General features: G+C 71.6%; 14 protein-coding genes. 10 read left to right on the forward strand and 4 right to left on the reverse strand.

Features of this window, described 5'->3' with window-relative positions; all coding sequences use genetic code 11:
- Positions 1-92: 92 nt before the first annotated feature.
- The 3 genes from WFJ17_RS11445 to paaI are packed head-to-tail and all read right to left on the reverse strand — an operon-like array spanning position 93 to position 2,994.
- A complete protein-coding gene (locus WFJ17_RS11445) occupies positions 93-1,214 on the reverse strand; it encodes a S1C family serine protease (RefSeq protein WP_336648479.1) in 1,122 nt (373 codons plus the stop codon).
- 41 nt (positions 1,215-1,255) lie between these two features.
- Positions 1,256-2,557 carry a phenylacetate--CoA ligase PaaK gene (gene paaK / locus WFJ17_RS11450; protein WP_336648480.1) on the reverse strand — a complete coding sequence of 434 codons (1,302 nt, stop codon included), beginning with the start codon at positions 2,555-2,557 and terminating at the stop codon, positions 1,256-1,258.
- The gene (gene paaI / locus WFJ17_RS11455) at positions 2,554-2,994 is read right to left on the reverse strand and encodes a hydroxyphenylacetyl-CoA thioesterase PaaI (protein WP_336648481.1); all 441 of its coding nucleotides are present in this window, start codon (positions 2,992-2,994) and stop codon (positions 2,554-2,556) included. Before paaI ends, paaK begins: the two co-directional genes overlap by 4 nt.
- 131 nt (positions 2,995-3,125) lie before the next feature.
- Here paaI and paaA point away from each other — a divergent pair, with 131 nt between their 5' ends.
- The 10 genes from paaA to WFJ17_RS11505 all read left to right on the forward strand — a co-directional run bounded on the left by paaA (position 3,126) and on the right by WFJ17_RS11505 (position 11,074).
- Positions 3,126-4,115 (forward strand): 1,2-phenylacetyl-CoA epoxidase subunit PaaA, encoded by a 990-nt coding sequence (gene paaA / locus WFJ17_RS11460; protein ID WP_251438725.1) that lies wholly within the window; start codon positions 3,126-3,128, stop codon positions 4,113-4,115.
- Positions 4,112-4,417, forward strand: a complete 306-nt coding sequence (gene paaB, locus WFJ17_RS11465) for a 1,2-phenylacetyl-CoA epoxidase subunit PaaB (protein ID WP_251438724.1) — start codon at positions 4,112-4,114, stop codon at positions 4,415-4,417. Before paaA ends, paaB begins: the two co-directional genes overlap by 4 nt.
- Complete coding sequence (gene paaC, locus WFJ17_RS11470) at positions 4,414-5,265, forward strand: 1,2-phenylacetyl-CoA epoxidase subunit PaaC (protein WP_336648482.1); 852 nt, start codon at positions 4,414-4,416, stop codon at positions 5,263-5,265. Before paaB ends, paaC begins: the two co-directional genes overlap by 4 nt.
- Positions 5,262-5,774: a 1,2-phenylacetyl-CoA epoxidase subunit PaaD gene (paaD, locus tag WFJ17_RS11475; protein WP_251438722.1), complete on the forward strand. Its 513-nt coding sequence runs from the start codon at positions 5,262-5,264 to the stop codon at positions 5,772-5,774. The genes paaC and paaD overlap by 4 nt, the downstream gene beginning before the upstream one ends.
- A complete protein-coding gene (gene paaE, locus WFJ17_RS11480) occupies positions 5,774-7,015 on the forward strand; it encodes a 1,2-phenylacetyl-CoA epoxidase subunit PaaE (protein WP_251438721.1) in 1,242 nt (413 codons plus the stop codon). The genes paaD and paaE overlap by 1 nt, the downstream gene beginning before the upstream one ends.
- Before the next feature lie 29 nt (positions 7,016-7,044).
- Positions 7,045-7,830 carry an enoyl-CoA hydratase/isomerase family protein gene (locus tag WFJ17_RS11485; protein ID WP_336648483.1) on the forward strand — a complete coding sequence of 262 codons (786 nt, stop codon included), beginning with the start codon at positions 7,045-7,047 and terminating at the stop codon, positions 7,828-7,830.
- A 327-nt stretch (positions 7,831-8,157) separates the two neighbouring features.
- A complete protein-coding gene (locus tag WFJ17_RS11490) occupies positions 8,158-8,940 on the forward strand; it encodes a sulfite exporter TauE/SafE family protein (protein ID WP_251439363.1) in 783 nt (260 codons plus the stop codon).
- 127 nt (positions 8,941-9,067) lie between these two features.
- Complete coding sequence (locus tag WFJ17_RS11495) at positions 9,068-9,538, forward strand: FAS1-like dehydratase domain-containing protein (protein WP_251438719.1); 471 nt, start codon at positions 9,068-9,070, stop codon at positions 9,536-9,538.
- Positions 9,535-9,936 carry a MaoC/PaaZ C-terminal domain-containing protein gene (locus tag WFJ17_RS11500; protein WP_336648484.1) on the forward strand — a complete coding sequence of 134 codons (402 nt, stop codon included), beginning with the start codon at positions 9,535-9,537 and terminating at the stop codon, positions 9,934-9,936. The genes WFJ17_RS11495 and WFJ17_RS11500 overlap by 4 nt, the downstream gene beginning before the upstream one ends.
- 1 nt (position 9,937) lies before the next feature.
- Positions 9,938-11,074: a UDP-N-acetylmuramate dehydrogenase gene (locus tag WFJ17_RS11505; protein ID WP_336648485.1), complete on the forward strand. Its 1,137-nt coding sequence runs from the start codon at positions 9,938-9,940 to the stop codon at positions 11,072-11,074.
- A gap of 55 nt (positions 11,075-11,129) precedes the next feature.
- Here WFJ17_RS11505 and WFJ17_RS11510 read toward each other — a convergent pair whose 3' ends face one another.
- Positions 11,130-11,807: a FadR/GntR family transcriptional regulator gene (locus WFJ17_RS11510; RefSeq protein WP_285813934.1), complete on the reverse strand. Its 678-nt coding sequence runs from the start codon at positions 11,805-11,807 to the stop codon at positions 11,130-11,132.
- Positions 11,808-11,853 lie beyond the last annotated feature (46 nt).

Below are 11,853 nucleotides of genomic sequence, written 5' to 3' on the forward strand. Positions count from 1 at the left end.
GAAACGCGGTGCCTTTGCGAGTGACCGCGTTTCGTCTCGCTCCTCGCTGCGCTCGGTGCTCGCTCAAAGGCCCCCCGGGGGGCGCCCCGCGGCTACAGCGTGACGGACGCGGTGGCGGTCGTGCCGTCGCGCAGGTAGGTGATCTGCACGGTGTCGCCGGTGCGCGCGGTGCGGGCGAACATGTACAGCGCGTCGGGCTGGACAGCGGGGCTGCCGTTGATGCGGGTGATGACGTCGCCCGGCTGGAGTCCGGCGCGCGCGGCCGCGCCGCCCTCGGTCACCTGGTTCACGTAGAGGCCGGCGGTGCCGCCCAGCGCCTGTGCGACGGCGGCGGGGATCGGCGTGGTGACGAGACCGAAGTCGGGGTGCTGCACGGTGCCGTGCTCGATGAGGTCGTTCGCGATCGACATCGCGCGGTTGCTGGGCACCGCGAAGCCGATGCCCACGGAGCCTCCGCCCGCCGTGCCCTCCGCGTTCGGCACGGTCGCGATCGCCGTGTTCACCCCGATCATGCGCCCCCGGCAGTCCACGAGCGCGCCGCCGGAGTTGCCCGGGTTGATCGCCGCGTCGGTCTGGATCCCGCCGATGATCAGCGCGGGATGCTCGGCATCGGCGGGGACCATCGACGTGCGTCCGAGCGCGCTCACGATGCCCGCGGTGACGGTGCTCGAGAGCCCGAGGGGCGCGCCGAGCGCCACCACCGGCTGACCGACGGCGACCGCATCGCTGTCGGCGGTAGCGATCACGGGCAGGCCGGAGGCGTCGATCTTCAGCACGGAGATGTCGCTCGCGATGTCGCGGCCGACGACCGTCGCCGGGTGCTGCTCGCCGTTCGAGAACGTCACGACGATCCGGCCGCCCTCGCCGGCGCCGGCCGAGATCACGTGGTCGTTGGTGACGATGTACCCGTCCTTGCGGACGATCTCGCCGCTGCCGACACCGGAGGAGGATCCGGTGACGTTGATGGTCACGATGGCCGGCAGCACCCGGGAGGCGACCGCGACGGCGTCGCAGGAGCCCTCGGCACCGGCCCGCACGCTGAATCCGCCGCCCGCGGGCGCGCCCAGACGGGCGCCCAGCCAGCCTCCGCCGAGTCCGAGCACAAGAGCGAGGACGCCCGCGACGGTCCAGATCAGCCACGGCTTCACGGCGGACCGGCGAGGCGGCTCCCCGGGCGAACGGGTCGGCTCGGCGGGGGTGATCGCGGCGTTCATGCCGCTCACTCTAGGGGAGCGGGACCCCGGGGCCGAGGCCCTCAGCGCAGGTCGTAGAGCCGCTTGTACTTGCCTTCGCTGCGGGGGAGGGAGCTGGGCTCCTCGACCTGCACGTCCACCGAGGTGCCGATCGACGTCTTGATCCGCAGCTTCAGCACCTCGGCCGCCGCCAGGCACGTCGCGAGATCGACATCCGGGTGCCGCTCGATCCGCACCTTCAGCGAGTCGAGGTGCCCCTGCCGGGTGAGCTCCAGGATGAAATGCGGTGTCAGCGTCTCGATTCCCAGCGCGATCTCCTCGATCTGGGTGGGGAAGAGGTTCACGCCGCGCAGGATGATCATGTCGTCGTCGCGTCCGGTGATCTTCTCCATCCGGCGCATCGCGGGATAGGCGGATCCGGGCAGGAGGCGGGTGAGGTCCCGGGTGCGGTAGCGGATCACCGGGAACGCCTGCTTGGTGAGCGAGGTGAACACGAGCTCGCCGGGCTCGCCGTCGGGCACGGGCTCGCCGGTGGAGGGGTCGATGATCTCGGGAAGGAAGTGGTCCTCCCAGATGTGCGGTCCGTCCTTGGTGGCCGCGGCCTCCATCGCGACGCCGGGACCCATGACCTCGCTGAGGCCGTAGATGTCGACGGCGTCGATGTCCAGCCGCTGCTCGATCTGATGGCGCATCTCGTTCGTCCACGGCTCCGCACCGAGGATGCCGACCTTGAGCGACGTGGAGCGCGGATCGATCCCGGCCTCCTCCATCGCGTCGGCGATCGTGAGCAGATAGGTCGGCGTGCACATGATCGCGTCGGGCTCGAAGTCGTGGATGAGCTGCACCTGCTTGGCGGTCTGGCCGCCGGACATGGGGATGACGGTCGCGCCCAGGCGCTCGATGCCCGCGTGCGCCCCGAGGCCGCCGGTGAACAGGCCGTAGCCGTACGCGTTGTGCACCCTCCAGCCGGGCCTGACGCCGGCGGCGCTCAGCGACCGTGCGACGAGGTCGGCCCAGTTGTCGAGGTCGGTCTGCGTGTAGCCGACCACGGTGGGGCGTCCCGTGGTGCCGGAGGAGGCGTGGATCCGCCGCACGTCGGACATCGGCACGGCGAACATGCCGAACGGGTAGTACTCGCGCAGGTCGTTCTTCGTGGTGAAGGGCAGCTTCGCGAGGTCGGAGAGCGAGCGGATGTTGTCGGGGAGGATCCCCGCGTTCTCGAAGGCCTGCCGGTAGAACTGCACGTTCTCGAAGGCGTGGCGCACCGACCAGCGCAGCCGCTCGAGCTGCAGGGCCCGCAGCTGCTCCGGATCCAGCCGCACCGCGTCGGCGTTCGAGGTCCGGTCTGGCGCGATCCCGGTCATGCGTCCTCCTCGGTCCGCGGGTCCGCCTGCGGGAAGGGGCGGTTCGTGGTGATCGAGCGTCCGCGGAACTCGGCGACGACATCGCCGGTCTCATCGGTCACCGTGATGTCGTAGAGGCCGGTGCGCCCGTTGCGCGCGCGGCGTGCGCCGGTGGCGGTGAGGACCTGGCCCTCGTGCGTGGACTTGAGGAACGTGATGTCGGCGCCGGCCGCGACCGTCACCTGCTCGTCCTCGTTGCAGACGATCGCGAAGGCCGTGTCGGCGAGGGCGAAGACGAGCCCGCCGTGGGTGATGTCGAAGCCGTTGAGCATGTCGTCGCGCACGGTCATCGAGACCACGGCGCGTCCGGGCTCGTCCACCTCCACGCGCATGCCGAGCGCGCTCGACGCCCGGTCCCGCCGCATCATCGGCCGCAGCACGGCTGTGGGTTCGGTCATCGGTTCTCCTTCGAACGGGACGGGCCGGAACCCGGGGCGAAACCGGATCCGGAAGCTCGTCCTTCTGCGATCGATACGAGTGTGCCATAATTACTGTACGAACGGTAGGTAATTCATTCAGGGAGTCGACGATGACTGTTCCACCCGTGGGGCTGGCCGGGGATCCGGGCGCCCAGGCCTTCGATGCCGACGCTCAGGCGCTCTTCGACGAACTCGTCGAGAACGAGCAGCGCATCGAGCCGCGCGACTGGATGCCCGAGGCGTACCGCAAGACGCTGATCCGGCAGATCTCCCAGCACGCCCACTCCGAGATCATCGGAATGCAGCCGGAGGGCAACTGGATCACGCGCGCCCCGAGCCTCAAGCGCAAGGCGATCCTCATGGCGAAGGTGCAGGACGAGGCCGGGCACGGGCTCTACCTCTACTCCGCCGCGCAGACGCTCGGCATCACGCGCGACGAGATGATGCAGCAGCTCATCGACGGCAAGGCGAAGTACTCCTCGATCTTCAACTACCCGACGCCGACCTGGGCGGACATGGGCGCGATCGGCTGGCTGGTCGACGGCGCCGCGATCTGCAACCAGGTGCCCCTGTGCCGCGCCTCCTACGGTCCGTACGGACGCGCGATGGTGCGCATCTGCAAGGAGGAGTCGTTCCATCAGCGTCAGGGCTTCGAGATCCTGCTCACGCTCATGCAGGGCTCCGAGGAGCAGCGCGCCATGGCGCAGGACGCCGTGAACCGCTGGTACTGGCCCGCCCTGGCGATGTTCGGCCCGCCGGACGACCAGTCGCCGAACTCGGCGCAGTCGATGCAGTGGAAGATCAAGCGCTTCTCGAACGACGACCTGCGCCAGCGCTTCGTCGGGATGCTCGTCCCGCAGGCGGAGATCCTCGGCGTGACGCTGCCGGATCCCGAGCTCCGCTTCGACGAGGAGACCGGGCAGTACGCGATGGGCGAGATCGACTGGGACGAGTTCTTCGAGGTCGTCCGCGGCAACGGCCCGTGCAACGCGGAGCGGCTGCAGCGTCGCCGCGACGCGCACGAGGAGGGCGCCTGGGTGCGCGAGGCCGCGGCGGAGTACGCCCGCAAGCAGGCGCTTCGGCAGGAGGAGGCGGCATGACCACCCCCGGAGCATCCCCCGAGGAGAGCTGGCCCCTGTTCGAGGTGTTCGTGCGGGCGAACCGCGGGCTCAGCCATGTGCACGTCGGATCCCTGCACGCCCCCGACGCCGAGATGGCGCTGCGTAATGCCCGGGACCTCTACACCCGCCGCAACGAGGGCACCTCCGTCTGGGTGGTGCCCGCCGACGCGATCAGCACGAGCGATCCGGGTGACAAGGGCGCCTTCTTCGAGAGCCCCGCCGGCAAGAACTACCGGCACGCCGTGTACTACACGGCATCCGAGGGGGTGCCGCACCTGTGAGCGCGCACGACGAGTTCGACCCGCACGGCGACGTCTCGGTGGACGAGCTCGCGCTCGCCGCAGAGCTCTCGGGCGGCGGCGAGCGCGCCGCCTCGGCAGACATCGCCGAGTATGCGCTGTGGCTCGGCGACGACGCGCTGATCCTGTCCCAGCAGCTCGGCGCGTGGATCACCTACGCCCCCGAGCTCGAGGAGGACGTGGCCCTGGGCAACATCGCGCTCGACCTGCTCGGGCACGCCCGTTCCTTCCTCCGCTACGCCGGATCCTGGGACGGACGCAGCGAGGACGACCTCGCCTACTTCCGCGACGAGGGCGGGTTCCGCAGCTGCTGGCTCGTGGAGCAGCCCAACGGCGACTTCGCGCAGACCATCGCACGCCAGCTGCTCGTGAGCACCTACATGCTCGAGCTCTACTCCGCCCTGCGGTCGAGCACGGATGCGACCTTCGCCGCGATCGCCGAGAAGGCCGTCAAGGAGGTCGACTACCACCGCGACCACGCCGTGCAGTGGACCCTGCGCCTCGCCGGAGGCACCGAGGAGTCGCGCCGGCGCATCGTCCGCGCGTTCGGCGACGTGTGGCCGTACGCCGCCGAGCTGTTCCGGGACGACGCGCTCATCGACCGCCTCGGCGACGCGGCCGTGCGCCCGTCATCGCTGCGCGCCGGCTTCGACACCGTGATCGACGCGGTCTTCGCCGAGGCCGACCTGGACGAGGAGCTGCGCGCGCTGCGGCGCGCGACGAGCACGTCGTCCGGCGGCGGACGGCACGGATCCCACGCGACCCCGCTCGGGCACGTGCTGTCCGAGATGCAGGTGCTCGCCCGCCGGCACCCGGGAGCGACCTGGTGACCGGGCCCGTGCCGGAGGGCGGGATCAGGGAGCGCGCCTGGGCCGTCGCCGCGGCGGTGAAGGATCCGGAGGTTCCGGTGCTGACCATCGAGGACCTCGGGGTGCTGCGCGACGTCGCCGTCTCGGGCGACCGCGTCCGGGTCGACATCACCCCGACGTACAGCGGCTGCCCCGCGATGGACACGATCCGCGACGACGTCGAGCTCGCACTCACCCGCGCCGGCTTCGGCAGCGTCGAGGTGCGCCTCGTGCTCGCCCCCGCCTGGACCACGGACTGGATGAGCGACGAGGGCAAGCGCAAGCTCACCGAGTACGGCATCGCCCCGCCGACGGGGCACGCCGCCCTCGGGCGGGCGCAGGGGCCGGTGCGCATCGCGCTCGGCGTGCGGTGCCCGCGCTGCGGGTCGCTCGACACCCGCGAACTCTCCCGTTTCGGCTCCACGTCGTGCAAGGCGCTCTACGAGTGCCGCGCCTGCCTCGAGCCCTTCGACCACTTCAAGGTGATCTGATGACGCTCTGGCACCTCGCCGCCCGCACCGACGCCCCCGCGACGGGCTCGGAGGCGGAGCGGATCGCCGGCGCACTGCTGAACAGCGTCGTGGGAGGATCCTCGGAAGGCTCCGCGACGTCGCGCCGGCGCGCGCGCTTCCACACGCTCACCGTGCAGGACGTGCGTCCGCTCACGGCCGATGCGATCGAGGTCACCTTCGCGGTGCCCGACGACCTCGCCGGGGAGTTCGACTACCTCGCCGGGCAGCACGTGGCGCTGCGCACCGAGCTCGACGGTCACGAGGTGCGGCGGTCGTACTCGCTGTGCCGTCCGCCCCGGCGCTCCTCGGGAGCCGCATCGGGCCCCTCCGGGGCCACCGTCAGCGTGGCGATCAAGCGCGATCAGGGTGGGCGCTTCTCGACCTGGGCGCAGAGCGGACTGCACGCGGGGGACCGCCTCGACGTGATGAGCCCCCAGGGCACGTTCACCTCCGCGCTCGCCGCGCTCGACGAGGCGCATGTGGCGGGCATCGCCGCGGGGTCGGGCATCACGCCGCTGATGGCGCTCGCCGCGACCGTGCTGTCGCGCTCGGAGAGCAGCCGGTTCACCCTGGTCTACACGAATCGCCGGGCCACGGACGTGATGTTCCTCGACGACCTGGCCGATCTCAAGGACCGCTATCCCACGCGTTTCGCCGTGCACCACGTGCTCACCCGCGAGCAGCGGTCCGCGCCGCTGCTGTCGGGGCGGATCGACGAGCAGCGCCTGCGCGGCATCCTCGACGCCCTGGTCCTGCCGGCCACCGTGGACGAATGGTTCCTGTGCGGGCCGTTCGACCTCGTGCAGCTGTGCCGCGACACCCTCGCCGACATCGGCGTCGAGGCCGGGCATGTGCGCTACGAGCTGTTCACCACCGGGGAGCCGGGGCAGGAGCGGCCGGAGGCGGGACGTCCGGTCGAGGTGCGCGAGGACGAGCCGGTGCGCACGATCGAGTTCACGCTGGACGGCCAGTCCGGCTCGGTGGAGACCCCGATCTCGGCGAACGAGTCGATCCTGAACGCGGCCCTGCGCGTGCGGCCGGATGTGCCGTTCGCCTGCGCCGGCGGCGTGTGCGGCACCTGTCGTGCGCGCCTCGTCGACGGATCCGTGACGATGACGGAGAACTACGCGCTCGAGCAGGAGGAGCTCGACCGCGGGTATGTGCTCACCTGCCAGTCCCATCCCACGTCGGAGCGCGTCGTCGTCGACTACGACGTCTGACCCGCACCGCCGAACGAACGGAGCAGCCTGTGATCGACCTCGACATCGACACGACGTCCGGCGGCGCCGCCGTCGCGCACATCGTGCTCAACAACCCCGCCAAGCTCAACGCGCTCGACGAGCAGGCGGTGCGCGACCTCGGCGACGCGTATGCCGAGGCGGAGCGCGCCGGGGTGCGCGCCCTCGTGCTGCGCGGCGAGGGGCGGGCGTTCTGCGCGGGGCGAGACATCTCCGGCGTGGATCCGCGCGACGACGACGTGATGGGGTATCTCGACGGGCTGGTCACCCCGGTGCTGCAGCGCATGGCGGCGTTCCCCGCCCCGACGTTCGCCGCGGCGCAGGGGGCCTGCCTCGGGGTGGGGCTGGGGCTGCTCATCGCGACGGACGTCGTCTATGTCGCCGACAGCGCGAAGGTCGGATCCCCGTTCGCGGCCCTCGGCGCCACCCTCGACTCCGGCGGCCACGCCCTGTTCGTGGAGCGCCTCGGTGCGCACCGCACGCTCGACCTCATCTACACGGGGCGCCTGATGAGCGGATCCGAGGCCGTCGCCGCGGGACTGTTCTCGCAGGCGCTGCCGGGCGAGGAACTGCTCGAGACGACGCTCGCCGCGGCCGCACGCGCCGCCGAGGGGGCCACCGCGGCGTTCGTCGCCAGCAAGCGACTCGTCGCTGCTCTCCGCGACCAGCGCCTGGGGCTGTGGGAGTCGATGGCGCAGGAGAACGCCGCCCAGGCGGCGCTCTGCGACACCGACGACTACCGCGAGGGGTTCGCGGCGTTCCAGGAGAAGCGCCCGCCGCGGTTCCAGGGCCGCTGACGCGCGACGCCCGGGTCCCGCACCGCGCGACGATCAGCACACCCTGTCACGATCAGCACACGTGTTGACGTGGATCCGTGGGCGGATCGTCGCACCCTGTGCTGATCGTGACGGCGCCTGCTCGGAGCGCCGGCCTGCACATCGTCGCGTCCGGGGGTCGGAGGCCGCAATCCGAGGCGGGGGCAGCAGGGGCCCTGTGGCTCTGCACGATGGGGGATCCCAGTGCGCGCCGCTCTCGGGGAGCGGCGGGTGAGTAGGCTGATCCGTGCTCTGCGTGGGAGGCGCGGGCGGACGGGAGTGGACGTGGGCGACGGCACCGTCGAGCGCATGCGGGGACCGCGGGCCATCGCGGCGTTCATCGGGATCGGCCTCGCCGCGGGCCTCCTCTCCGGCCTCTTCGGCGTCGGCGGAGGCACGGTGATCGTGCCGCTCCTCGTGCTCCTGCTCGGTTTCGACCAGCGTCTCAGCGCCGGCACCTCGCTCGCGGCGATCGTGCCCACCGCGGCCGTCGGGGTGATCTCCTACGCCGTGCACGACGCGGTCGCGTGGATCCCGGCTCTCCTGCTCGCGATCGGATCCGTGGTCGGCGCGCAGATCGGCACCAGGCTGCTGACCCGGATCTCGCAGACGGCCCTGCGCTGGTGCTTCGTCGGCTTCCTCGCGATCGTGATCGTGATGCTGTTCGTCGTCATCCCCTCGAGGGACGCGGTGTTCGAGGTGACCTGGCTGACCGCGGCGCTGCTGCTGGTCGTCGGACTCGGCACCGGGATCCTGGCCGGGCTCATCGGCGTGGGCGGCGGGATCGTGGTCGTGCCGGTGCTCATGCTCGCCTTCGGCACGAGCGATCTGGTGGCCAAGGGGACGTCGCTGCTCATGATGATCCCGACCGCGATCTCCGGCACGATCGGGAACCTCCGGCACCGCAACGTCGACCTGACGGCCGCCGCGTTCGTGGGGCTCTCCGCGTGCACCACCACGGCGCTCGGAGCGTGGCTCGCCACGATCGTGGATCCGCTCGTCGGCAACATCCTGTTCGCCGCGTACCTGACCTTCATCGCCGTGCAGATGGCGCTCAAGGCGATCCGAGGCCGCAGGCCGCGCACCGCCTGACGCCGCGTTCCGGGCGGCGACTGCTCGTTCCCGTCGCAAAAGGTGTCGCTCGGAGGACCTCGGAACGACAACTTCTGCGACGGGAACCAGGAGGACCGCGCTCCGGGCGGGTCGGTAGGATCGGGGGGTGCCCGTGAATCCTGAACTGGTCGGACGTGTGTTCCCGCCGACGCCCGCGTATCTGGTCGGCCGCGAGAAGGTGCGCGAGTTCGCCCGCGCCGTGTTCGCCGATGCTCCCCAGCACACCGACGTGGCCGCGGCCCAGGCGCTCGGCTTCGCCGACGTCGTGGCGCCGCCCACGTTCGCGATGGTCATCCAGGACCTCACGCTGCAGCAGCTGCTGGGCCTGGAGGACTCGGGGATCGTGCTGTCGCGCACGATCCACGCGGAGCAGCGCTTCACCTACACCCGCCCGATCGTCGCCGGCGACGAGCTCACCGCGCAGCTGACGGTCACCGCGATCCGTGCGATGGGCCCCGCCGCCATGATCACGAGCGACGCCGAGATCCGCGACGCCGCGGGCGCGCACGTCGTCACCGCCACGTCGGTGCTGCTCGTCAGCGACGCGCCGGCCGAGACCGAGGAGGCCGCCGCGTGAACGTCGGAGACGTCATCGCCGAGCGCACCGTGCACCTCACGCGCGAGTCGCTCGTCCGCTATGCCGGAGCATCCGGCGACTTCAACCCGATCCACTACCGCGACGACGTCGCCGCCGAGGTGGGCCTGCCCGGCGTGCTCGCGCACGGCATGCTCACGATGGGCATCGCGTCCTCCGTCGCGATCGCCGCGCTCCCCGGCACCGCCCGCGTGCTCGACTACGGCGTGCGCTTCGCCCGCCCGGTCGTGGTCGACCCGCAGGCCGGCGCCGACGTCGCGATCACGGCCAAGGTCGGCTCCGTCGACGAGACCGCGGTGCGGATCGACCTCGTGGTCAAGCACGCCGACACCACCGTGCTCGTCAAGTCGCAGCTGCGCGTCGCTGCGGACTCCCTCTGACATGGGGGAGATCGCACCGATCCGCCTCGCCGAGCTCACCACGCTGCAGACCGGCGCGGCGCCGGCCCGCATGATCGACGCGACCACGACGGACGAGCTGGTCGCGTCCCTCCGCGACGTGTGGGCCTCCGGTGACGAATGGTTCGTGCTCGGCGGGGGATCCAACCTCCTCGCGGGCGACACCGCCTTCGACGGCACCGTGATCCGGATCCGCACCGGCGGCATCGAGGAGCTGCCCTCGCCGCACCCCGGCCGGATCCGGCTGCGCGCGCAGGCCGGCCACGACTGGGACGCCCTGGTCGCCTACGCGGTCGAGCGCGGCTATGCCGGGATCGAGGCGATGTCGGGCATCCCGGGCACGGTCGGCGCCGCACCCGTGCAGAACGTGGGCGCGTACGGGCAGGAGATCCAGGAGACCCTCGTCGAGGTCGAGCTCATCGACGAGCACACGGGCGAGGTCGTCACGACCCCGGCCGCGGATCTCGGCCTCGGCTTCCGCACCTCCGTGCTCAAGCACCACTACGGCTCCGTCGCCGAGCGCCGCGCGGTGATCCTGTCGGTCACGCTCGATCTCGCCGTGACGGGCGATGCGGGGCGGGTCGTGCGCGGCGAGCAGCTGCGTCGCGCCCTCCAGCTCACCGGCGACGAGCCGGTGCCGCTGACCTGGTTGCGTGAGCGGATCCTCGCCACGCGTGCCGCGAAGGGCATGCTCTTCGATCCGGCGGATCCGGACACGCACGGGGCCGGATCCTTCTTCCAGAACGCGATCGTCCCCGAGGCGGTGGCGCGCACGCTGCCGCCCGAATGCCCGCGCTGGCCCGTGGCGCCCGACCTCGACACCGTCACCGTGATCCCGCTGGACTCCTACTACGGTCTCGCGCCGAAGCCCGAGGCGTCCCCGAGCGACGTGAAGGTGAGCGCCGCCTGGCTCATCGAGCACGCCGGCATCGGCAAGGGCTTCCGGCTGCCCCGGTCGCGCGCCGGCGTCTCCACCAAGCACGCCCTCGCGCTCACGAACCGCGGTGGGGCGACGGCGGGGGAGATCGCCGAGCTCGCGCGGTTCATCCAGAGCAGGGTGCACGCCGAGTTCGGGCTGGTACTGCAGCCGGAGCCCGTGCTCGTCGACGTCGAGCTGTAGCGGGCTGCGGCCCGTCGCGACGGCGCTCCGCCGCCGCATCGGCTCGGGGCAGCCGCTACTCCGCCATCTGCTTGCGGAGCCAGTACTCGGTCTGGGCAACGTGCGCGGCGGCCGCCGCGGAGGCCTCCGCGGGATCGCGGGCGATGAGGCCGCGCACGATGGCGCGGTGACCCGCATCCGAGAGCACCTTCAGCTGCACGGCGTCGTCGGGATCGAGGATCCGATACTGCCGGGTGCGGGAGCGAAGCGCTCCCAGCAGGCTCGTGAGCGCCTCGTTGCCGGCGACGGCCGCGATCCCCAGATGGAACTCGTGATCCAGCCGGGACTCCTCTTCGTGCTCCGTGCAGGCGGCGATCCGCTCGACCAGCGCCTCGAGCTCCGCGAGCGCCGCGGCGTCGGCGCGCGCGGCCGCCGCGGCGGCAGCATGGGCCTCCAGCGGGCGGCGGATCTCGACGAGTTCGAGGATCGCGTCGAGCGGGAGCACGTCCACCGTGAGCGAGAGCACCTGGATGAGGTCGGCGGGACGCAGCGCGGTGACGTAGCTGCCGGACCCGTGCCGGGTCTCGAGCACGCCGAGGGCCGCGAGCATCCGGATCGCCTCCCTCACCGATCCGCGGGACACGCCGAGCTGCTCGCAGAGCTCGCCCTCGCTGGGCAGCTTGTCGCCGGGGCGCAGGCTCCCGTCGGCGACGAGCGCCCGCAGTCCGTGCAGGGCGGTCTCGAGTGCGCTCATGGTCCTCCTCGGTGTGCGGCTTCTCTCTTGAGTGTGGGCCAACCTC

Origin of the sequence: Microbacterium sp. MMO-10 (genome assembly GCF_037148715.1) — a bacterium.
GTDB lineage: Bacteria > Actinomycetota > Actinomycetes > Actinomycetales > Microbacteriaceae > Microbacterium.

What these genes read in the sequence shown, in the direction of transcription:
- WFJ17_RS11490 (WP_251439363.1), top strand. Translation starts at nt 8,158, where the DNA reads ATGCGGGGACCGCGGGCCATCGCGGCGTTCATCGGGATCGGCCTCGCC.
- paaE (WP_251438721.1), top strand. Translation starts at nt 5,774, where the DNA reads ATGACGCTCTGGCACCTCGCCGCCCGCACCGACGCCCCCGCGACGGGC.
- WFJ17_RS11505 (WP_336648485.1), top strand. Translation starts at nt 9,938, where the DNA reads ATGGGGGAGATCGCACCGATCCGCCTCGCCGAGCTCACCACGCTGCAG.
- paaB (WP_251438724.1), top strand. Translation starts at nt 4,112, where the DNA reads ATGACCACCCCCGGAGCATCCCCCGAGGAGAGCTGGCCCCTGTTCGAG.
- WFJ17_RS11445 (WP_336648479.1), bottom strand. Translation starts at nt 1,214, where the DNA reads ATGAACGCCGCGATCACCCCCGCCGAGCCGACCCGTTCGCCCGGGGAG.
- paaA (WP_251438725.1), top strand. Translation starts at nt 3,126, where the DNA reads ATGACTGTTCCACCCGTGGGGCTGGCCGGGGATCCGGGCGCCCAGGCC.
- WFJ17_RS11510 (WP_285813934.1), bottom strand. Translation starts at nt 11,807, where the DNA reads ATGAGCGCACTCGAGACCGCCCTGCACGGACTGCGGGCGCTCGTCGCC.
- paaK (WP_336648480.1), bottom strand. Translation starts at nt 2,557, where the DNA reads ATGACCGGGATCGCGCCAGACCGGACCTCGAACGCCGACGCGGTGCGG.
- paaI (WP_336648481.1), bottom strand. Translation starts at nt 2,994, where the DNA reads ATGACCGAACCCACAGCCGTGCTGCGGCCGATGATGCGGCGGGACCGG.